The 20,103-nt window shown below is 40.1% G+C and carries 21 protein-coding genes and 1 pseudogene; 10 read left to right on the top strand and 12 right to left on the bottom strand.

Annotated features, from left to right (window positions below):
- Positions 1-24: 24 nt before the first annotated feature.
- Positions 25-1,434 (bottom strand): PTS system trehalose-specific EIIBC component, encoded by a 1,410-nt coding sequence (gene treP, locus ACGTNH_RS02390; RefSeq protein ID WP_394584743.1) that lies wholly within the window; start codon positions 1,432-1,434, stop codon positions 25-27.
- A gap of 20 nt (positions 1,435-1,454) precedes the next feature.
- Positions 1,455-1,580, bottom strand: coding sequence for a hypothetical protein (locus tag ACGTNH_RS02385; protein WP_394584742.1), 126 nt, complete (start codon positions 1,578-1,580; stop codon positions 1,455-1,457).
- 371 nt (positions 1,581-1,951) lie between these two features.
- On the opposite strand from ACGTNH_RS02385, the pseudogene ACGTNH_RS02380 reads away from it, so the two are divergent.
- The 3 genes and pseudogenes from ACGTNH_RS02380 (at position 1,952) to trhO (ending at position 4,833) form a co-directional block, all read left to right on the top strand.
- Positions 1,952-3,137: pseudogene (locus ACGTNH_RS02380) on the top strand (MFS transporter).
- 58 nt (positions 3,138-3,195) lie between these two features.
- A complete protein-coding gene (locus tag ACGTNH_RS02375) occupies positions 3,196-3,744 on the top strand; it encodes a cysteine hydrolase family protein (RefSeq protein WP_394584741.1) in 549 nt (182 codons plus the stop codon).
- Positions 3,745-3,891: 147 nt separating this feature from the next.
- Entirely contained in the window at positions 3,892-4,833 is a 942-nt protein-coding gene (trhO, locus tag ACGTNH_RS02370; RefSeq protein ID WP_394584740.1) for an oxygen-dependent tRNA uridine(34) hydroxylase TrhO, read from the top strand.
- Positions 4,834-4,859: 26 nt separating this feature from the next.
- Here trhO and ACGTNH_RS02365 read toward each other — a convergent pair whose 3' ends face one another.
- The 3 genes from ACGTNH_RS02365 to thiD are packed head-to-tail and all read right to left on the bottom strand — an operon-like array spanning position 4,860 to position 6,798.
- A complete protein-coding gene (locus ACGTNH_RS02365) occupies positions 4,860-5,306 on the bottom strand; it encodes a regulatory YrvL family protein (RefSeq protein ID WP_394584739.1) in 447 nt (148 codons plus the stop codon).
- Between the two features lie 5 nt (positions 5,307-5,311).
- Positions 5,312-5,977: a Type 1 glutamine amidotransferase-like domain-containing protein gene (locus tag ACGTNH_RS02360; RefSeq protein ID WP_394584738.1), complete on the bottom strand. Its 666-nt coding sequence runs from the start codon at positions 5,975-5,977 to the stop codon at positions 5,312-5,314.
- Between the two features lie 17 nt (positions 5,978-5,994).
- Positions 5,995-6,798, bottom strand: a complete 804-nt coding sequence (gene thiD / locus ACGTNH_RS02355) for a bifunctional hydroxymethylpyrimidine kinase/phosphomethylpyrimidine kinase (protein WP_394584737.1) — start codon at positions 6,796-6,798, stop codon at positions 5,995-5,997.
- A 93-nt stretch (positions 6,799-6,891) separates the two neighbouring features.
- Here thiD and ACGTNH_RS02350 point away from each other — a divergent pair, with 93 nt between their 5' ends.
- The 4 genes from ACGTNH_RS02350 to ACGTNH_RS02335 all read left to right on the top strand — a co-directional run bounded on the left by ACGTNH_RS02350 (position 6,892) and on the right by ACGTNH_RS02335 (position 10,284).
- Complete coding sequence (locus tag ACGTNH_RS02350; RefSeq protein ID WP_394584736.1) at positions 6,892-7,194, top strand: MGMT family protein; 303 nt, start codon at positions 6,892-6,894, stop codon at positions 7,192-7,194.
- 1 nt (position 7,195) lies between these two features.
- Positions 7,196-8,140 carry a PD-(D/E)XK nuclease family protein gene (locus tag ACGTNH_RS02345; RefSeq protein WP_394584735.1) on the top strand — a complete coding sequence of 315 codons (945 nt, stop codon included), beginning with the start codon at positions 7,196-7,198 and terminating at the stop codon, positions 8,138-8,140.
- A 71-nt stretch (positions 8,141-8,211) separates the two neighbouring features.
- Positions 8,212-8,844 (top strand): SDR family oxidoreductase, encoded by a 633-nt coding sequence (locus tag ACGTNH_RS02340; protein ID WP_394584734.1) that lies wholly within the window; start codon positions 8,212-8,214, stop codon positions 8,842-8,844.
- A 189-nt stretch (positions 8,845-9,033) separates the two neighbouring features.
- The gene (locus ACGTNH_RS02335; protein WP_394584733.1) at positions 9,034-10,284 is read left to right on the top strand and encodes a transcriptional regulator; all 1,251 of its coding nucleotides are present in this window, start codon (positions 9,034-9,036) and stop codon (positions 10,282-10,284) included.
- 44 nt (positions 10,285-10,328) lie between these two features.
- Here the strand turns inward: ACGTNH_RS02335 and ACGTNH_RS02330 are convergent, their stop codons facing one another.
- The gene (locus ACGTNH_RS02330) at positions 10,329-11,204 is read right to left on the bottom strand and encodes a 5'-3' exonuclease (protein ID WP_394586115.1); all 876 of its coding nucleotides are present in this window, start codon (positions 11,202-11,204) and stop codon (positions 10,329-10,331) included.
- A 203-nt stretch (positions 11,205-11,407) separates the two neighbouring features.
- On the opposite strand from ACGTNH_RS02330, the gene exaC reads away from it, so the two are divergent.
- Together exaC and ACGTNH_RS02320 are read left to right on the top strand one after the other, a co-directional pair.
- Entirely contained in the window at positions 11,408-12,928 is a 1,521-nt protein-coding gene (gene exaC / locus ACGTNH_RS02325) for an acetaldehyde dehydrogenase ExaC (RefSeq protein WP_394584732.1), read from the top strand.
- An 85-nt stretch (positions 12,929-13,013) separates the two neighbouring features.
- On the top strand, positions 13,014-13,382 hold the full coding sequence (locus ACGTNH_RS02320) for a DUF779 domain-containing protein (protein WP_394584731.1): 369 nt from the start codon (positions 13,014-13,016) through the stop codon (positions 13,380-13,382).
- Between the two features lie 288 nt (positions 13,383-13,670).
- Here ACGTNH_RS02320 and ACGTNH_RS02315 read toward each other — a convergent pair whose 3' ends face one another.
- Positions 13,671-14,453, bottom strand: coding sequence for a DUF4037 domain-containing protein (locus ACGTNH_RS02315; RefSeq protein ID WP_394584730.1), 783 nt, complete (start codon positions 14,451-14,453; stop codon positions 13,671-13,673).
- Positions 14,454-14,559: 106 nt separating this feature from the next.
- On the bottom strand, positions 14,560-15,276 hold the full coding sequence (locus ACGTNH_RS02310) for a GNAT family N-acetyltransferase (protein WP_394584729.1): 717 nt from the start codon (positions 15,274-15,276) through the stop codon (positions 14,560-14,562).
- A 119-nt stretch (positions 15,277-15,395) separates the two neighbouring features.
- On the opposite strand from ACGTNH_RS02310, the gene ACGTNH_RS02305 reads away from it, so the two are divergent.
- Positions 15,396-16,397, top strand: coding sequence for an NADP-dependent oxidoreductase (locus ACGTNH_RS02305; protein ID WP_394584728.1), 1,002 nt, complete (start codon positions 15,396-15,398; stop codon positions 16,395-16,397).
- Positions 16,398-16,422: 25 nt separating this feature from the next.
- On the opposite strand, the gene ACGTNH_RS02300 is transcribed toward ACGTNH_RS02305, so the two are convergent.
- From ACGTNH_RS02300 to ACGTNH_RS02285, 4 genes are all read right to left on the bottom strand, one after another.
- Entirely contained in the window at positions 16,423-17,265 is an 843-nt protein-coding gene (locus ACGTNH_RS02300; protein ID WP_394584727.1) for an STAS domain-containing protein, read from the bottom strand.
- Between the two features lie 65 nt (positions 17,266-17,330).
- Positions 17,331-17,699: a thiol-disulfide oxidoreductase DCC family protein gene (locus ACGTNH_RS02295; RefSeq protein WP_394584726.1), complete on the bottom strand. Its 369-nt coding sequence runs from the start codon at positions 17,697-17,699 to the stop codon at positions 17,331-17,333.
- A gap of 12 nt (positions 17,700-17,711) precedes the next feature.
- Complete coding sequence (gene pabB / locus ACGTNH_RS02290) at positions 17,712-19,439, bottom strand: aminodeoxychorismate synthase component I (RefSeq protein WP_394584725.1); 1,728 nt, start codon at positions 19,437-19,439, stop codon at positions 17,712-17,714.
- Positions 19,436-20,041 carry an anthranilate synthase component II gene (locus ACGTNH_RS02285; protein ID WP_394584724.1) on the bottom strand — a complete coding sequence of 202 codons (606 nt, stop codon included), beginning with the start codon at positions 20,039-20,041 and terminating at the stop codon, positions 19,436-19,438. The genes pabB and ACGTNH_RS02285 overlap by 4 nt, the downstream gene beginning before the upstream one ends.
- Positions 20,042-20,103 lie beyond the last annotated feature (62 nt).

Here is a 20,103-nt window from a genome sequence, read left to right as displayed (position 1 = left end):
AGCTTCCTCCATTTCAATTGATTCTTACACGTCACGTTTACGTTTTGCATATAGATAAGTGGCTATAATCGGCAGAACGATAACGATCACCATTCCAATAATAAAGTCAAACCAGTACTGCGTGACAATGGAGAATATTCCGGGTACACCACCGACACCAATTGAGTTAGCCAGTACACCTTGAGAAGAAATATAAAGACCGGCGATTGCTGAAGAAGAAATTGCAATCACAAATGGGTATTTAAATCGTAAATTCACCCCGAATAAAGCAGGCTCCGTTACCCCTAGCCAAGCAGAAATACCTGAGGATAACCCTAAACCTTTGAGTTTTTCATCACGTGAAGCAAGCATTATGGCAAAGGCTGCAGAACCTTGGGCAATGTTTGATAGTGCCAGCATTGGCCACAGGAACGTTGTATTTGTGCTTCCAATTAATTGAATATCTACAGCTAAGAAGGTATGGTGCATACCTGTAATTACCATTACTCCATACAAACCACCATATATTAAACCACCAAGAGCTGCAGCTGCATCGAAAATTCCAACTAGTCCGTCTGTAATAAAATTACCAATTGCGAATGTTACAGGTCCTATTAGTATGAACGTTAAGAAACCAGTCACAAGCAAAGCAACAGGGGCGACAACTAATAGCTGAATCGCATCTGGCGTACGTTTCTGCATGAAGAGCTCTATCTTCGTCATTACCCAGGCAGCTACAAGTACAGGTAGTACCTGGCCTTGATAACCGATTTTGTCAATTTCCAAACCAAATAAATTCCATACCGGCACGGATCCTTCTTCTACCGCATCACCATAAGACCATGCACTCAGTAAATCCGGGTGGACAAGAGCAAGTCCCAACACAATACCGAGAAGCGGATTACCACCAAACCTTTTAACAGCCGACCACCCGATTAAACCGGGCAAAAAAGCAAAGGCGGTATTTGCAATAATGAAAATCATATTCGCTATGCCTTCCCATTGAGGATAGACATCAATAATAGATTCTTCATCAAAAAAGATCCCAGGACCCGTTAATATGTTGTTAATCCCTAACAGCAGACCGGCTGTAACGATGGCAGGTAAAATAGGAATAAAAATATCAGCTAACGTTTTTATGCCTCGTTGAAGCGGATTCATTTTCTTGGCAGAAGCTTCTTTCACTTCTTCTTTAGAAGACTCGCCAATTCCTGCGATAGCAACTAATTCTTTATATACTTTATCTACCGTCCCTTGCCCAATTACGATTTGAAACTGGCCATTTGTAGAAAAGGACCCTTTCACGGCTTCAATATCATTTAACTTTTGATCATCTACAATACCTTCATCATTTAACGCTAACCGAAGACGTGTGACACAGTGAGTAGCAGCATTAATGTTTTCTTTGCCGCCAATCGCCTCGAGTATCAACTCGGCTTGTTTTTTATGATTCATGATCTTCCCTCCTCGATTTACTAGCAATGTACGCTTATTAGTACGGTTGTCCCAGCTGCAGCTTTCGTCTCTACATTTTCTTCAACAATTGGTGCTATCTTACTCTCAGCTTTCTTGATAAGTCCGCCACCATCAGTTTTCTGCAAAAGCAGGCTCGTACGCTTTCTTTATGTCAACGATTTCTCCCTTGACCGGGACAACCACCTCCACTGTTTTCTCTCTATATTCAAAAAGTTTCTTTCACTTGATGACTTCCTCTTAAACGCTTACATTCGACTGACTTGTATATACAAAATTCACTTATGATTATAATTTGTATATACAAGTTTTGCAAGCGTTTTTATAAAAGGATTTTTTTATTATTTATAGATTCCCTGATGTGAAAGATTTACACTAGTTTGTTTCCTTTAAAGTGAGCCCCTTGTATGGTATAAATATTTAGTGTAACGAAATACCTGTGGAAGAAGGGGTTGCTATCCTTAGTCAAGAGCAAAGAGCCACACGTAACGTTTGGATAATGTGGTTCGCAAACTTTTTTATCGCGGGCAGTATTACAATGGTATTGCCTTTTTTATCGCTGTATATAGATGATCTAGGGGGATTTTTCTAGTTCGTACGTCCAGACCTGGTCGGGATGGGTGTTCGGTATTACATTTGTAACTGCTTTTCTATTTTCTCCTATCTGGGGGAAAATAGGAGACCGTTATGGAAGAAAAAATATATTAATTATTTCCTCTACCGGGTTAGCCTTATCCGTATTACTTATGGGGTTTGCTTCATCCGTGTGGGAACTATTTTTCTTACGTTTTTTTATGGGAATTTTTACTGGCTTTATTCCAATGTCACAAGCTTTAATTGCTACTCAAACACCTAAACATATGGCGGGGCGTGTACTTGGAACGCTGCAGACAGGAAGTATTACAGGAACGCTTCTTGGTCCAATGATTGGAGGAGTTATCGCGGATTCCATTGGTTATGGCATGACTTTTCAATTTGTATCGATCTTCGTCTTTATTTCAGCGTTTATTGTTTTCTTCGGAATTCAAGAACAACAAATTGATAAAGAAGAAGATGAAAAATCAAGCTATACATCAAAAGAAGTCATAGCTCACATCGTTCAGAACCCTGTACTGCTTGTCGTTATGGTCATTTCACTGTTTATCCAAGTAGCCCATTTTAGCATTCAACCCATTCTTTCCTTGTACGTAGAAGATTTACATGGTCCGGAAAACTTAGCTCTTTTTTCGGGGATTGCTTTTTCTGCTGCAGGTTTGGGGAACTTGATGATGGCTAGACGCTGGGGAACCATTGCTGATCAACAAGGCTATATAAGAATCCTCATTTTTTTATTATTTATGGCAGGTCTTGTCTACTTCCCAGCAGCTTTCGTAACAAACATTTGGCAATTAGTGATTTTACGTTTCCTTCTCGGTATATCTATCGGAGGAATCATCCCTGTCCGAACCGCTTACATCCGCCAGCAAGCCCCCGTCGCTATGCAGGGAGAAGTGCTTGGTTATAACACAAGCTTACGCTTCCTCGGTAACATTATCGGTCCTGCCCTGGGAGGGATGCTTTCTGGGTGGTATGGTTTCTCGTCAGTCTTTTTTGTAACAAGTGCACTTCTTGTTCTATGCGGTATTGTTTTATTGATCGCTGTTCGTAGAGATACAAGTATAAGTGTAAAAGCATCTTCTACCTAACCAGGATCCCTTGTGTTAAGATAAGTGTATATACAGAACATAAGGGGTGGGGAATGGAATGAATAAAGCTTTGATTGTAATTGATTACACCTATGATTTTGTAGCAGCTGATGGAGCGCTGACTTGCGGCGATCCAGGTCAGAGCATTGAAACCAAGATCATTCAGTTAACGAAAGAATTTATCAAACAGGAAGATTATATTGTATTTGCTGTGGACGTTCATGAAAAAGATGATCCTTATCATCCAGAAACAGAGCTTTTTCCCCCACATAATATCCGTGGAAGTCACGGCAGAGGTCTTTACGGTGAACTAGCTAATATTTATAACGAGCATCAGTTAAAAGAAAACCTATTTTATATGGATAAAACAAGATATAGTGCTTTTAGCGGTACACAATTAGACATGAAATTACGTGAGCGAGGAATTACCGAACTGCACTTAGTGGGAGTGTGCACCGATATTTGTGTTCTGCACACAGCTGTTGAAGCTTACAATCTTGGTTATCAAGTCGTCGTTCATAAAAATGGTGTAGCCAGCTTTAATCAAACAGGGCATGAATGGGCGCTTGAACACTTTAAGAATGTACTTGGAGCTTCAGTACAATAGATTTTTAGCGCACCGCGTGAACCAACGGTGCGTTTTTATTTTGTTCAAAAAACTTCCATTTGCTATTCTTGAAAAAATCGAATATGATGATATATGGACATTTATGTGTTTATATATAAGCAGGAATTTATATAGGAGGAATCACCCATGAGCTCACAAGATTATCGAGTTCTTTTGTACTACAAGTATGTTGATCTGCCTGACTATGAAGAATATTGCCAAAACCATTTAAAATACTGTAAAGATTTAGACCTGCGCGGTCGAATTATTGTATCTCCCGAAGGCATAAACGGCACTGTATCTGGTACTGTTGAACAAGTAGAACAATACATGGATTACGTGCGTTCAGATAAACGTTTTGCTGACATCCATTTTAAAATTGATGAGCATGAAGGACATGCATTCAAGAAAATGCACTGCCGCGTTAAACCTGAACTTGTTAATTGGAGCATCGAAGAAGACGATATCGATCCTAAAGATTTCGGCGGAAAACATTTGAAGCCAAAAGAATTCTACGAAATGCTTAAAGATGAAGATACTATCGTCATCGATGGTCGAAACGAGTATGAATACCGCATCGGTCACTTCCGTAACGCGATTCAACCAGGTGTGGATCACTCTCGTGAGTTCCCTGAGTGGATTGCTGAAAACGCCGATCAGTGGAAAGATAAGAAAGTTCTTACCTATTGTACAGGCGGTATTCGTTGTGAGAAGTTAACAGGTATTCTGATGAAAAATGGTGTAGAAGATGTGTATCAGCTTGAAGGCGGTATTACCACTTACGGAAAAGATCCCGAAGTTAAAGGGGAACTTTTTGATGGTAAAATGTATGTGTTTGATGAGCGCATAGCCGTTCCTGTCAATCAAGTTGAAGAGAATATAGTCGCTGAATGCGAACATTGCGGTAAAAAAGAAGATCGCATGATCAATTGCAGCAATCCGATTTGTAACCGTCAATATGTATGCTGTGAAGAGTGTGAGATCGAGCAGCATGCTGCTTGTACAACAGAATGTAAAGAGCATCCAGAAAACCGTTGGGATGCTGAACGACAAAAACAAATTGATAAATATGACCGAATCTCCGGTTAATTCAGAAACTCGCTTAAGCTTGGGGCTTAAGCGAGTTTTTCATTTCTTATTTTTCGATCATCAAATGCATAGTCTAAGGCAACTAACAGTAGAGCAAAGATCCATTGTGACCACAGGTGCATCGCGACGCTTACAATTAATTCATCCACGATATAGACTGTGAACCAAGTAAATAGAATGTCAATTCCTACTCTAATGTTGAGGTGGGCTTTTTTTCCACTTATAATTTGAGCCTTAATGAGCTTCGCTAATACTTCGAATAGAAAACCTAGTGTAATCACGAGTAATCCAAAGAAAACAAGCGAGCGATTGGATTCATAAGTGACTCCTAAAAGTTGAAACAACCCTACCATCCCTAAGAAGAATACACCGAGGATGATAAATAAGCCTAATAAAACGAGAAAAGACAAAATAACAATCACAACGAGCTTGGTTTTTCGGTCTAATTCATTAAACGGCTTCTTTTTAGACATATCGTTTAACCTTTTCCTTCCCTTACAGAGGACATCCTCTCCATGTATACATACCCCTCTATGGCTGTCAGCCCTTTCTCAGTAAAATAAATACCAGACTGGTCGTCAACTCCATATCCGACTTCCACTTTCAATTTCCGTACGATTTGTCTTAAATGAGACTGATCCTGCCACCTTAAATAATGAGCGGATAAAACGATATTTTCTATTAAACCAAGCCCTTCCTTAATTAAGATTACTCCTTCAGCATTATCCTTAGCAGAAATCGCACATGCTTTCGGAGCAATAAGCGCTCCGGCTGAGTATCCAGCAATTGGAACCCCTTGTCTGTGCAGATCTCTAATAATTGGAGCAAGATCGGTATCGACAATATTCCGCTGGTATTTTACTGTATCGCCTCCGCCAATCATTACGGCACCAGCCGATTTAAGTGTGTTCAGCTCGTCTTCGGAATAATGTTCCTTTATCGAAATATAGGAAAAGGAAGCATAAGGCGAATAATATAAAATCGGCTCTGTGTAAGCAGAAGCATACTTTTTAATTGCTACCCCTTCTCTTGGTGAAAAAAGTAAGACAATGGGCCCTTCTTCTTTGAAATGAGCAAAACTCTTTGCAAGCAGGGTCGGCATAGGGGGACCGCTCCCGAGAAGAAACAAATGAGTGTTCCTCATGGATTCCCTCCTTTACTTTAGCTGTGATACTTGCGATAAGCCGCGTGATAGGTGGAACCAATTCCTTTATTAAAGTCGAGCGCGTATTTAATGGCAGTAGTGACAAACGCTTTTGCAGTTCTAACAGCTTCCTCTACCGGCTTTCCCTTAGCAAGTTCTGCTGCTATCGCAGCAGAATACGTACAGCCCGCTCCACTCGTATGAATAGTAGGGAAACGTTCAGATTGGAGATAAACCATTTCTTCTCCATCATAGAGAATATCGATAGCTGGGTATTTTTTTAGAGAACCACCTTTCACTAATACGTACTGTGCGCCCGTCCCATAAAGTTCACGGGCGGCCTTCTCCATAGCTGATGGTGAATCAGGAGTTGGTACGTTCAAAAGACGTGCCGCTTCTTCTAAATTAGGCGTGATAATCGTTGCTGTCGGCAGCAGGTGTTTCCTTAACGCTTCGATCGCTTCATCCTGTAGAAGCTGAGACCCCATTTTACCAATCATCACAGGATCGACCACCACATTCTTTATTCCATAGTATGAGATCAGCTCGCTTGTTCGATCTATGATTTCTTCTGTAAATAACATACCCGTTTTAAGCGCTTGCGGTTCTACATGTTCAAAAGAGGCGTGTATTTGAGCTTCTATGGCTTTGAGGGGCTGAGTGAATATTCCTTGTTCTGTTGTTGAGTTATTAGCTACAATGGCTGTAACAGCGCTCATTCCGTAAACGTCTAATTCTTGAAACGTTTTGAGATCAGCCTGAATGCCTGCACTCCCCTGGGCCGCGGAACCAGCGATAGTTAATACTCGTGATATACTCATACATAAATCTCCGTTCTCTATTGTTTAGCTGAATTGTACCAAATTTTGTTACCTTTCGGCTATTGATGTGAACGAGGCAGAGGAGCTTTTTCTATGAATCCTTTTACGGAAAGGGTGTTAAAGACGATTCGTTCGATTCCGTCAGGTTCGGTTATGACGTACGGTCAAGTAGCACGTGAGGCCGGCAATCCTCGCGCCGCCAGACAAGTGGCTCGTATACTTCATTCGATGAGCCAAAAACACTCTCTTCCCTGGCATCGAGTGATTAATGCAAAAGGAGAAATCGCTGTTAAAGATGACGAAACGGCATTAGAACAGCAGTTGGATCTTGAAGATGAAGGGGTCGTCGTTATAAACAAAAAAGTGAATTTACAAGAATTCCAATGGAGGATATAGAATGTTTGAGGTTAGAAACTACCCGGAGATGTCATGGTCTTTGTCACGACACAAGACCATGCTGACCTGCTTAAGAAAATATGCTTATGATTATTACGCTTCCCACAACGGCTGGCTTCACAACGCTGATTCACTTGCCCGCCAGACCTATCGTTTAAAGAAAATTACGAACTTAGAAATGCATTTCGGAAGCGTGGTGCACGATTTAATCTATCAAATTATCCAACGAGTTCTGAAAAATCAAGAGATTCCTAGTGAAGAGTCTGTAATAGATGAAATTCGCCATCAACTCAATCGCAGCTTTATTGAATCTACAAAGAAAGAGCATTTATGGCAGCACCGGCCTAAGCATTACACGATGCTGCATGAGATTTATTACAGTCAGACGAACCAACTGCCAAAAGGGAAAACTGATAAAATTACGGATCGGCTTCACACGACCGTAAGCAACTTCTTTGCCAGCCGTTCGTTTTCTGATGTACTTAACAAAAGTGAGATGCGGTTCATGGAGTCAGAGAAGTTTCGATACATGAAAGTCAACGGAGTAAAAATTTTCGTTGTCATGGACTTGCTATATAAAGATTTAACACAAGGAAAGTGGATTATTGTCGATTGGAAAACAGGAAAATCCTCGGAAGAAGATCGTAATCAACTGGCTCTTTATGCTTTGTATTTGCAGCAAAAGCATAACATTGACTCCCGCGATGACATCGTAATTCGAAACGAATATTTACTAGACGGAATTCATATTGATCATCAGCTGAAGGAACAAGATTTAGTCAACGTCCAGCGTTTGTACGGAATAAGCTTAGAGCAAATGCAGAGCTTACTAATCAATGCAGATGAGAACATCCCTAAACCGATTGAGCAGTTTTCGATGCAGGAAGATCCACGTATATGTGCACGCTGTAACTACCAAGAGTTATGCTTCCCTTCCACACCCTAATGTTTAAGACGATTATGAATCGGATACATATTAGGTGGATGCAGATTTATTCGAAGGGAGTTTTGTGAGTTATGAAAGTACTAGTAGCAGGAGCTAATGGAAACACAGGACGTTTACTCATACAAAATTTGAAAGAAGACGGCCATGAACCTTATGGTATGGTACGTAAAGAGGAACAAAAAAGTACAATTGAAAACCTGGGCGGAACTCCAGTCCTGGCAGACCTAACGAAGGATGTGGGTCATGCAATTAAAGGGATGGATGCTGTTATTTTCGCAGCTGGTTCAGGCTCAAGTACAGGCCCTGAGCAGACAAAAGCAGTAGACCGAGACGGTGCGATTAATCTAATTAAACACACTGAGAATCTCGGTATTAAGAAGTTTGTTATGTTAAGTGCAATGAATGCAGATGACTCAAGCGAAGCTTCAGGAAACTTTAAAGTTTATCTAGATATGAAACGAGAAGCTGATGAATATTTACGAGGTACTGAGCTCGACTATACGATCGTTCGTCCCGGTGCCTTAACGGATGATGAAGGAACCACAAAAATTAAAGTGGGAGAAAAAGTGGAACGAGGCGAAGTTCCACGTGCGGATGTAGCGAAAACAATGATAACATGTATGCAATATCAGAATGCTTATCACAAAACATTTGAGATGATCTCTGGCGATACGCAAATTGAAGAGGCATTAAAGACATTATAAAGAATACCAAAACACGGGTAAAACCACACCCGTGTTTTTTAGTGATCTCGCACCTCTTTTTTTATGAAAAATATGGAAAAATACCCAAATTTATTACTCTATTCAAAGATAGTTTGATATAATGCAAGTTAGTTTCAATTCTTAAAAGATCGAGACGATCAGTTTTTTGTTGATGAAGAGGTGAAAGTTTTGAAGGGCCAATTAATTAAACAGCATCGTAAGTTTAAAAACATGACATTAGAAGAGTTAGCATATGGAATTTGCTCAGTTTCATATCTTAGCAAAATTGAACATAACACAATGACCGCGAGTAATGAGATTTATCATCTTTTGGGCGAAAGATTAAATATTCGATTAGAAAACCTAAATGAAGAGTTCGATGAAGAGATTTATAAGGAGATCCTTAACTGGCATGAAGCTATCCAACTAAAGGATTTTTCTCTAATGGATGAACTACAGAAACAATGTACACTCTACCTTCATAAAAATCAAAACATTGATTTAACCAATTTATACAAGGTCGTGCGCTCCAGATACCAATTGACAAAAGATTATAAGCCCCTGTCTAGTAAAATCACAAAAGAGCTTCGTGACGTGCTGCCTCAATCTTCAAATGAATATCATTTTCTTTATTATAAAACGATAGGTATTCATCATTTCTTGAATATGGAATACAAAAAAACCATTCATTATTTTCAATGTGCTGAAAAAATGATGGAAAAGCTTCCCCAATACGATAGTGAGCTTCACTATCACTTTTCCCTCACATATACACGCCTCCGAAGATATGTTGAATCTAATTACTACGCTAATCTTGCTTTAGAAGAATACCAGAAATCGCTTACCTACTCTAAAATTACCGACTGTTATATGATGCTTGCAATTAACTATAACTTCTTAGAAGTCCACGATGTAGCTGAGCGTCTATTCCACAAATTATTAAAAGGCTCTAAAGAATACCTAAGTGTCATTGATGAAGGAAGGATCTACCACAACCTTGGATACATTTATAACAATAAAAAGGAGTATGAACTCGCTGTTGACCATTTACTCTTTGCCTTAAAGTTAAAAGAAAGAGAAAACCTATCAATTGTAAGTACTTTATATTTGCTTGCTGAAACGTATCTTCACCTTGAAGACAAAGAGTCCGGACGAGACTACTTATCCAGAGGTGAAAAAGTAGCCAACAAACAACAAGATAAAAAGTACCAACACAAATTTTACGTTCTAAGGAACAAAATGAATCAAACGATGAATGAGGATACATTTATTGATACGTTAGAGAAGACCATTATTCCTGATGCCCTGTCACTCAATGAATATAATGATCACAAAAATTATTTAGAATTGTTAGCAGAACTCTACTATGATCGCAGAATGTATAAAAAATGTTCGATGCTGTTTATAGAAGCCAGCCGCTATAAATCAAAGGAAATTTAAAACACTCTTAAAAAAAAACGATCGGCTCTAGGCCGATCATCTTTTTATATTCGCACAATGTTTTTCTGCCAGTTTTTAAATTCTAATTCATCGAATTTATTCGCCATTCGTTCTTCATCGATATAAAATAAAGCTTCATCGAGGGAACAATTAACATCCGCTTCGCAGTAAATTTGAGCAAGCTTCCTTGATAAATGCAGCATTTCAAGATCCTTTTCAATCTTAGTACGCTGACCTTTCGTAAGTTGCTCTATATTTTCTAAAATCCCTTCAATCGTTTTGTGTTCCATCAATAACTTTAACGCTGTTTTTTCACCAATGCCACGAACACCTGGATAATTATCACTGCTATCTCCCATCAATGCCTTTAAATCGACCATTTGTTGAGGGGTAATCCCTTTTTCTTCGTAAAAGGAATCTTCGCGATATTCAGCATAATTCCCATATCCTTTTTTTAATAAAATAACGGATACGTTAGGCTTCAACAGCTGCAGCATATCTTGATCTCCCGTTAAAATAAACACTTGAGAATGCTCACTATACCCTTGGCTTAGCGTGCCCATACAGTCATCAGCCTCATATCCAATGGTGCCTATGTTCGGGATATTCAATGACTCCACTACTTCTTTAGCTAGATCAAATTGAGGAATTAGTTCTTCGGGAGGCGCCCCGCGATTCGCTTTATAGTCTGGGAAAAGGTCATTTCTAAAAGTCTTGCTCCCCATATCCCAGCAGCAGACCACATGCGTAGGCTGATAAGTATCGATTGCAGTAAATAGGTGCTTCATCATTCCATAGACGCCATTCGTAGGTATCCCTTTGCTATTCACCATATAATAATTGCTTATAGCTGTGGCGTAAAATGCTCTAAATAACAGCGCCATTCCATCTACAAGCATAATGCGATTCGTTGTCGTCATCATAAATTCTATCCTTTCTATCATAAATATGAATCTATTATAACAAATTTCATAGTCGACGCGAGCCTTTGTCACCACCAATATTATCTAATAATTGACAAAATTCAGATACAGTGATACTTTCGAATTAAGTGCAGATTTTCTTTTTGGTGAAATTTGTAAGCGTTTGCACTTAAAAGATTATTTCGGGAGGAATCTAATATATGGTCTACGCATTTCCAAACACAGAAGGATCAGTGGTACAATTTAAGGACAGATACGACAACTTTATTGACGGAAAATGGACAGCCCCCGTTAAAGGACAATACTTTGATAACGTTTCACCTGTAACAGGTAAAAACTTCTGCCAGGTGGCTCGTTCTACAGAAGAAGACGTTGAACTTGCTATTGATGCCGCCCACAAAGCGAAAGATGCGTGGGGTAAGACGTCCGTAACAGAAAGATCATTAATCTTAAATCGAATTGCTGACCGCATGGAGGAAAATCTGGAGCAGCTGGCAGTTGCGGAAACATGGGAAAATGGAAAAGCTGTACGAGAAACATTAAATGCTGATATCCCTTTAGCTATCGATCACTTCCGCTACTTTGCTTCCGTTATCCGGTCGGAGGAAGGTACGATTGGAGAAATTGATAACGATACAGTTGCTTACCACTTTAAAGAGCCGCTAGGTGTAGTAGGTCAGATTATTCCTTGGAATTTCCCTATACTTATGGCAACTTGGAAGGTCGCACCTGCTCTTGCCGCTGGAAATGCCATTGTACTAAAACCTGCAGAACAAACTCCAGCATCTATTCTTTACTTACTCGAACTGATTGAAGACTTACTTCCAGCCGGCGTTTTAAATATAGTAAACGGGTTCGGCTTAGAAGCTGGTAAGCCACTTGCCCAGAACCCTCGTATTAATAAAGTAGCTTTTACTGGAGAAACTACAACAGGTCGAATGATTATGCAATATGCATCGCAAAACATTATCCCTGTTACTTTGGAACTTGGAGGGAAATCCCCAAACATTTTCTTTGAAGACGTGATGGCGGAAGATGATGACTTCTTAGATAAAACAATTGAAGGTATGGTTATGTTTGCCTTAAACCAGGGTGAAGTCTGTACATGTCCATCCCGGGCTCTTATTCATGAATCCATTTACGACAAGTTTATGGAAAGAGTCATTGAACGTGTTAAGGCAATCAAAACAGGTAACCCATTAGATCCTGAAGTGATGATGGGAGCTCAAGCTTCCTCAGAACAGCTGGATAAAATCCTTTCTTACTTAAATATTGGTAAAGAAGAAGGAGCTGAATGCTTGGTTGGAGGCGAACGTAATCAAATGGACGGCGACTTCGCTGATGGATATTATGTACAGCCTACGATGTTTAAAGGAAATAACCAGATGAGAATTTTCCAGGAGGAGATATTTGGTCCAGTCTTGTCTGTTACTACTTTTAAAGACCATGAAGAAGCTATGAACATTGCTAATGATACGTTATATGGACTTGGTGCAGGTGTGTGGACGCGGGACATGAATACCGCTTACCGCTTCGGGCGCGGCATCGAAGCTGGGCGGGTCTGGACAAACTGCTATCACTCTTACCCGGCGCATGCAGCATTTGGTGGTTACAAAATGTCCGGTGTGGGTCGTGAAAACCATAAGATGATGCTGGATCATTATCAACAAACGAAAAACCTGCTTGTCAGCTACAGCCCGCAGAAACTTGGATTCTTTTAAAATTAAAGAGCGACATTGAAAGAGAGGGGGATTTGCTCCCCCCTCTCTTTCAATGGTTCTAAAATTAAACGGAGGTGAATAGCTGATGGTTGAGCGTGTTATTGCAACTGACGCTGCCCTCGAACTTTTGTCCACCCTTAAGGAAAAGCACGGACCTCTTATGTTTCATCAATCTGGTGGCTGCTGTGATGGGAGTTCTCCTATGTGTTATCAGCAGGGAGACTTGCTCATTGGAAGTCAGGATGTAAAATTAGGCGAAATTGGAGAGACACCTTTTTATATGAATAAAAAGCAATACGATTATTGGAAACACACTCAATTAATCATTGATGTGGTTGATGGACGAGGCGGGATGTTTTCGTTAGAAGGAGTAGAGGGAAAACGGTTCTTGTCACGATCGCGTGCTTTCACGGATGAAGAATATAAGCAATTGAAAGCGGAAGGTGCCTTCTAGACAAAGATTGCTCATTACCTGTGCAGGGTTAGCTAGGTGATGGGCAATCTTTTTCGGTTTGGGGCGGGCGAATACCTCGAGACTCCTGCGGAAAGCGAGTGATATTAAAGGCCGATGAAAGATAGAATTAAAATAGCGTCCTGTGTGGAATTTAATCTCCACACAGGACCCTTTTCTTCTAACTATTAAGAGATTTGCGCCTTCTATCCCTTCATAAGTTTAACGATTCAATTCACACTAGCTGGGATTTAGCCAGACCATGTATAGAAAGGCGTGGTATTCTCTTAATTATAGGGAAGTGTCCTTCTCATCAATTAATCGCTCTATGTCTTCAATTACTCCCTCTAGTTCTTGAAGACCGGCAGCAGGAGTTGATAAGAAAACACTTTCTAAACGTTCATTTATACGATCGGGCTTAATATTCATCAAATCTAAGCTCTGTTTTTGCCACTTATATGCGGGGTGGTGAACATACATACAGTTGAGTCCAAATAAGAGTCCCATCACCTTTTCCTGGGTCCCCGTTAATAAACTATAAAACATCAGCCAATCTTCTCGATCCAGCAGGGTGTGGCGATGCTTCCATCTCGGTCCAAAATCTAAATGGGCATTGATCATATTGCTGCTTAGAGATTCAGGATAAACAAGCACTTTTGCTTTAAGTCCATCCAGGACTTCCTCGCCGTATAACGGAATACCATAGTGAATAGAAGCCGCGATACTCTGATCTTCTATATCAATTCGGAATTCTTTCGTTACTCGTTGAATTTTCTTAAGTATCGTCTCTGTCAAAAAGCTGCTGATCTCAATTTTAGCTCCATCCACTTCATACGATTCGGACCATTCTTCTTCTTCATATTCGTGAAAATCAATGATGCTGCCGTTCAGTTCGTTGATGACGGACTTACGATCTTCATCACCAGGAGACTCACTCCAACATATATTCAACTCAATATCAGAGTATTCATCTTCCCACTCCCTGGATAAGGAGCCAGCAATGTAAATCGCTTCAACTTTTGAATTGGCTTTATAAGCATTAGCCACCTTAACAGCTGTCTCTTTTAGGATCATTGCCTCTCTCCAAACTTTTATATTCTATCGATGTCGTTCTTTTTTACTAATACTCTTACACCTTACCAAATTTTTACCAAAATTTCTATATGTCAACCTTTTTTATCTATTTTCGTTTTATGGTTTTTCTAAAGGCAAGCTTCCTCTCTCTTACTTCACAATCATTAGCGGAAAACACCTTTAACATTGGTTCATTGTTTTGACTGGTAGCACCAATATAAGTAGTGGCGCCAAAATCATCTCTTAATCTAATTAATGCAAGATGATGAAGCTCCCTGCCTCTATATTGTCCACGGAACTTTGGGCGTAATCCGAAATAAAACAGCCGCCCTTCTTCCTTTGTCCCTTGTTCTATATGAGGCATAATCACCCCGATCGGTTCTTCATTTTCAAAGGCAGTCATACACGTCTTTTTATAGCTTGGCCCAATTTCTTTTTTAACACTTTTCATTTGTTCTTCCATGTGCAATGGTGAGTCACTACTTAGTGAACCGCTCATTGACTCTTTCCATACATCCAGAAAAGCAGCCTCAGTCTGTGTTTCTAAATCTCTTAACTTTATCGAACTTGAGCGACCTTCAAGTTGTATAAGATTTTTATGTACATAAACAGTAGTTTCTTCCCATTGGTAGCCTTTTTCTAAGAGCACATCTTCAACTTGTTTAGTTTGAAACTTACTCAACAAAACAGTATAGTGTTCTACCTCATCATAGTTTACTTCCAACTCCTCTAAGAGCACTCTCATCCTCACATGATCAAGGCTCTCCGCTTCTTCGACAGTAACAAAATTCTCCCCTTCTACAATTTTTACTTCCTTGTACATTTTCTTCCCCCCCTTTACATTTACTTTATCATGGTTCGGCCATTTTAAAGCTGATTATTTTATAAGCATTGAATTCACCGTTACAATGAAAAGACCTTCACATAAAGGAGAGGACAATATTGAACAGTGAAATACATTTAGTGAAAAGACCAGAAGCTGCCCCGACGCATGAACACTTAAAAATAGTTGAACAAAGTAATCCAAAGCCTGATAAAGGAGAAGTATTGTTAAAAACTCTATATGTCTCCGTTGACCCGTACATGCGAGGCCGCATGAGTAATGCTAAATCGTATATTGAACCATTCCAATTAAATGAGCCCATATCCGGTGGTGCGATTGCTCAAGTGATAGAATCACGCTCTGAGCAATTTAATGAAGGGGAGATCGTAACAGGATCCCTGGAATGGAAAGAATACTCGGCCGCAAATGAAAAATCTATAAGAAAAGTCGATCCCTCGCTAGGCCCAGTCACTACCTCTTTAGGAATTCTTGGGATGCCTGGCTTGACTGCCTACTTTGGCCTTATGGATATTGGAGCGCCTAAGGAAGGTGAAACACTGGTGGTATCCGGCGCAGCAGGTGCCGTTGGCTCAGCTGTTGTCCAAATCGGAAAAATTCACGGATGCCGGGTTGTGGGTATTGCAGGCACCCAGGAGAAGACACGTTATCTTACAGACGAATTAGGGGTCGATCTCGTTATTAATTATAAAAGCCAGAATGTCGCTCAAGCATTAGAGGAGGCTTGCCCTAATGGCGTTGATATTTATTTCGACAACGTAGGCGGAGATATTTCTGACGCTGTTTATCCATTACTCAATAAATTCGCGCGCATTGTGCAGTGTGGAGCCATCTCCTCTTACAATACGCCGAATGATCAAGGACCAAGAATTCATATGCAGCTCATCAAATCAAGTGCTCTTATAAAAGGGTTTACAGTCGGAGATTATCAAGAACGCTTTAATGAGGGATTCCAACACCTTTCTAAATGGCTGCAAGACGGAAAGCTAACGTATGAAGAAACAATTGTCGAAGGGTTCAATCAAATTCCAGATGCTTTCTTCGGCCTCTTCAAAGGGGAAAACTTAGGGAAGCAACTTGTGAAAGTAGCAGATCCAGAATAAACAAAAAGCGCAGGGGGCCTCTCCCCTACGCTTTTTCTACAGTAATACCAATTTCATTTAAAGCTTGTTTTAAATTCGCCCTCGTTTTAACTTGAGTAAAATTAACCCCTCTTTCTACAACAGAACGGGCAATTTCCGGACGGATGCCTGTAAGTGTAGTGTCCACACCTACTAATTCCAGCGAATGACTCACTTGGAAAAGAAAGTGGGCTACCGTAGCGTCAATTTCTGGAACGCCGGATATATCAATAAGTAAGTATTGAAGCTGATATTTTGCACTTTTCTCCAATGATTTTTCCATGATAAGCTGAGCACGATCTGGATCCAGTTCGCCAATGACTGGCAGCACAGCTACACGATCTGCAATAGGGACTACAGGAACAGATAATTGAGTTAATTTATCTTGTGCTTTCTCGTAGGCCTCATTATTATGCCGGATATAAATTTGACTAAATTGAAAAATAACTTGGTCTAATAACGGGTTTATAAATTTGTTAACATCTAAAACTGTGATGGCTGCAAACTGGTTTTCCTGCAGCTCTTCATCAAACGTTTTCCAAATCAGCGTTCGATAATATCCCATTGTGGCAATGGTTTCATTAAGAGGAACCCCTTTTTCCACTGCTTTTTCGCCAATTTCATTCGCCCAGTTCGTGACTTTCTCTTTCACTTCTTCATAATTTTCGAACAGCGATTCCCCAAGCAGTTGAAAAAAATAAGAACGCCACTCTCTAATTTGTTCCCGCGTTAAATCGGATTGATTTATACTTGATTCATAGGAATCTTGTTCATAATTCTCAATTTCTAAAGTAAGCTCATGTCTGAATTCAATAATACGGTTTCCAATATACTTTAATTCTTCTTTCATAAGTAAAGAATCTCCTTCGTTCTTTTTTTATATTATAAGTATTTTACATAATCATTGTAAAAAAATCAGTCATACCTTGGCTGATCATATTGACCAAACCACTCATAACGTCTGCTAGAGAACCATTTATATAAACGTACGCCCCATACTTTCATACCGGGGAAGTATAATATCAAACCAGGCATGAAGAAAAGAGGGAGCTGCAGCAAAATAAACCGGATTGAACGAAACCCTTCAAGTACTTTTCCTTGATCGGTTAAAAGATGAATCTCTTCAAGCAGCGGCCGTCCCTCCAAGTAAGGATACCGCCCGTTTTCATATACTTCTTGAGCGGAAACCCATTTCATACTAGCTGTCCAATCGAAGCGTTGAACCCACTTCTTAACATAATAGCAAAAAGGACATTGCGCATCGTAAAAAACGATATGTTTCATCTTTTGACCTCCTTACACTATCTCGACTTTAATCCACCCCCGTACTCCGTTGATCATCCATACCTCTTCACAAGTATGCAATTCACTTTTATAAATCTTTTTTTCTTTTATCTTTCTTTCTGAGAGCAATAATTCCCGTAACGTCCCTCTTAATAAACCTGAACTTACGGGCGGGGTGAAATATTCTCCACCTTGCTTGACGACTACATTAGCCATCGTAAACTCGGTCAATTCTTCCTTTGAATTCCATAACAACACGGAAAAGGCACCTTCCTGCTTGTGAACTTCGTATACAGCACGATGTGTCGTTTTATGGTATAAGAAAGGATCACTTTCGTCCACAGGTTTTTTCGCAAGCGCACAGATGACCCGTTCGGGAGGTGGTTGGATGGATTGCACCTCCCCCTCCACTTTTCCGCTTTCATCGAGGAGCAGCCTGACTTTAAAAAGGCCGCGTGGATTATCTTCCCGCCATTTATTAAGGATGTTATAAACGAATTTTTCATCATAACGAAAATTAAAATAATGAGCAGATTGTTTAAGACGCTCCATGTGATAAGAAAGAAGCGGATATTCTTTCCCTTCTAATTTCAAAGATTCCAATAATTGGAATTCCGGACGCTTCTCTACCAGCAATTGTGCTTTTGCCTTTATCTCTTCATATTCATTCATGGGGGTTGAGTCCCACGTTACGCCTCCTCCTGTACCGTAAGAAGCTTCGTTCCTATCCAGCATCACGGTTCTTATCGGAACATTAAACACAGCTTCTCCCAGCGGGGTCATAAATCCGACGGCTCCACAGTATACATCGCGGGGTGAGGTTTCTAAATCAGCTATGTATTCCATTGTTCTTACCTTTGGAGCCCCAGTAATCGAACCGCATGGAAACAATGCTTTAAAAATATTCCACATCGACTGATGATCTTCCAGTACAGCTTCAATCGTAGATGTCATTTGATGGACAGTAGGATACGTTTCAATCTCAAACAACTTAGGAACGCGAACGGATCCGGAGACAGCTACCTTTCCTATATCGTTCCTTAATAAATCTACAATCATAACGTTCTCGGCTCTCTCTTTCTCTGACTGCAGGAGAAACTGCTTTTGTTTTTCGTCTTCTTGCACCGTGCAGCCTCTTCGCGCTGTTCCTTTCATAGGTTTAGTTTTAATTTTTTTTCCCTTTTTACGAAAGAACAATTCAGGAGAAGCAGATACTACCCGGCGCCCATTACCAAAGTTTAAATAAGCACTGTACCCGGATTTTTGGTTATTGGTAAGCTGCTTATAAAATGAGAGATCGTCCCCATTAAAAGAAGCCCGAAGCTTTGTTGTATGATTAATTTGATACGTATCCCCGCGTTTAATCGCCCTTTTTATTTGGTTGATTCCTGTAGTATAGCTTTCTAAGTCACCTTCCATCTTCCATTTCGTAACTGTATATTCAGTCTCCCTGATCGCTGACTCTTCAGTCACCGGCTTTTCAAATACTCCGAACCAGGCAAGCGGCCACTTCGCTCCACTATTCACTTTATAAGAAGAGTCAAAAGCTGGTGCCGCTTCATAGGAAACGTATCCTGCAACATAACAACCTTCTGACAGAGCTTGTTCAACTTTTGTGAAAACACCTTCTACTTCATCTATTTTATGAGCCTCAACTACAAAAATAGGGTGAGAAAACTGTTGAGTTTGAATCTCTCCATTATCTTCTTCAAATTCAAACATCATGTGAACGTTACTCATACTGTCGTCCCCTTTGCTTTTTGGTTCATGAACTCAACCGCATGGTTGTAGACATTTTCCAACATTTCAAAACCATACTCCGTTAAAATAGCTTCCGGGTGAAATTGAAGTCCTTCAATAGGATATAAGTGATGGCGTACTGCCATTACTACTGAATCTTCGGACATCGCACTAATTTCTAAACAAACGGGCATGTCATCTAGAGGTGTGTGCAGGGAGTGATAACGCGTCACTTGAACGGGAGTTGCCAACTGTTGAAACACTGTTTTTCCGTCGTGAGTAATTTTAGTAACTTTTCCATGCATGGGCTGTGTACCTTCTTCTGTTCTCCCGCCGAAATGTTCGACAATTAATTGATGCCCCAAACAAACCCCTAATATGGGTACAGAACCTGCAAAATGTTGAAGTGCCTTTTTACAAATACCTGTCTCCCCTGGACACCCGGGTCCAGGAGAAAGAACGAGAAGGGTCGGCTTTTGTAAAATCAATTGTGCTAAGGTAATTTCATCGTTTCGAAATACAACAACATTACTTTCCAATTGTTTAAAATATTGAACTAAGTTATACGTAAAAGAATCATAGTTATCAATTATTACGATCATAGTTAACACCTTCGTTTTAATAATTATGCCGATTCCTATTATATCTATCCTTCCCTTACTTT

It is taken from the genome of Halobacillus sp. B23F22_1 (assembly GCF_043497005.1).
Classification (GTDB): domain Bacteria; phylum Bacillota; class Bacilli; order Bacillales; family Halobacillaceae; genus Halobacillus_A.
Note: the sequence above shows the minus strand (reverse complement) of the source record. Positions and strands in the feature narration are given on the sequence as shown.

Excerpts from the sequence above, each read along its gene's own strand:
- treP (WP_394584743.1), bottom strand. The coding sequence starts at position 1,434 with ATGAATCATAAAAAACAAGCCGAGTTGATACTCGAGGCGATTGGCGGC.
- ACGTNH_RS02375 (WP_394584741.1), top strand. The coding sequence starts at position 3,196 with ATGAATAAAGCTTTGATTGTAATTGATTACACCTATGATTTTGTAGCA.
- trhO (WP_394584740.1), top strand. The coding sequence starts at position 3,892 with ATGAGCTCACAAGATTATCGAGTTCTTTTGTACTACAAGTATGTTGAT.
- ACGTNH_RS02365 (WP_394584739.1), bottom strand. The coding sequence starts at position 5,306 with ATGTCTAAAAAGAAGCCGTTTAATGAATTAGACCGAAAAACCAAGCTC.
- ACGTNH_RS02360 (WP_394584738.1), bottom strand. The coding sequence starts at position 5,977 with ATGAGGAACACTCATTTGTTTCTTCTCGGGAGCGGTCCCCCTATGCCG.
- thiD (WP_394584737.1), bottom strand. The coding sequence starts at position 6,798 with ATGAGTATATCACGAGTATTAACTATCGCTGGTTCCGCGGCCCAGGGG.
- ACGTNH_RS02350 (WP_394584736.1), top strand. The coding sequence starts at position 6,892 with ATGAATCCTTTTACGGAAAGGGTGTTAAAGACGATTCGTTCGATTCCG.
- ACGTNH_RS02345 (WP_394584735.1), top strand. The coding sequence starts at position 7,196 with ATGTTTGAGGTTAGAAACTACCCGGAGATGTCATGGTCTTTGTCACGA.
- ACGTNH_RS02340 (WP_394584734.1), top strand. The coding sequence starts at position 8,212 with ATGAAAGTACTAGTAGCAGGAGCTAATGGAAACACAGGACGTTTACTC.
- ACGTNH_RS02330 (WP_394586115.1), bottom strand. The coding sequence starts at position 11,204 with ATGACGACAACGAATCGCATTATGCTTGTAGATGGAATGGCGCTGTTA.
- exaC (WP_394584732.1), top strand. The coding sequence starts at position 11,408 with ATGGTCTACGCATTTCCAAACACAGAAGGATCAGTGGTACAATTTAAG.
- ACGTNH_RS02320 (WP_394584731.1), top strand. The coding sequence starts at position 13,014 with ATGGTTGAGCGTGTTATTGCAACTGACGCTGCCCTCGAACTTTTGTCC.
- ACGTNH_RS02315 (WP_394584730.1), bottom strand. The coding sequence starts at position 14,453 with ATGATCCTAAAAGAGACAGCTGTTAAGGTGGCTAATGCTTATAAAGCC.
- ACGTNH_RS02310 (WP_394584729.1), bottom strand. The coding sequence starts at position 15,276 with ATGTACAAGGAAGTAAAAATTGTAGAAGGGGAGAATTTTGTTACTGTC.
- ACGTNH_RS02300 (WP_394584727.1), bottom strand. The coding sequence starts at position 17,265 with ATGAAAGAAGAATTAAAGTATATTGGAAACCGTATTATTGAATTCAGA.
- ACGTNH_RS02295 (WP_394584726.1), bottom strand. The coding sequence starts at position 17,699 with ATGAAACATATCGTTTTTTACGATGCGCAATGTCCTTTTTGCTATTAT.
- pabB (WP_394584725.1), bottom strand. The coding sequence starts at position 19,439 with ATGAGTAACGTTCACATGATGTTTGAATTTGAAGAAGATAATGGAGAG.
- ACGTNH_RS02285 (WP_394584724.1), bottom strand. The coding sequence starts at position 20,041 with ATGATCGTAATAATTGATAACTATGATTCTTTTACGTATAACTTAGTT.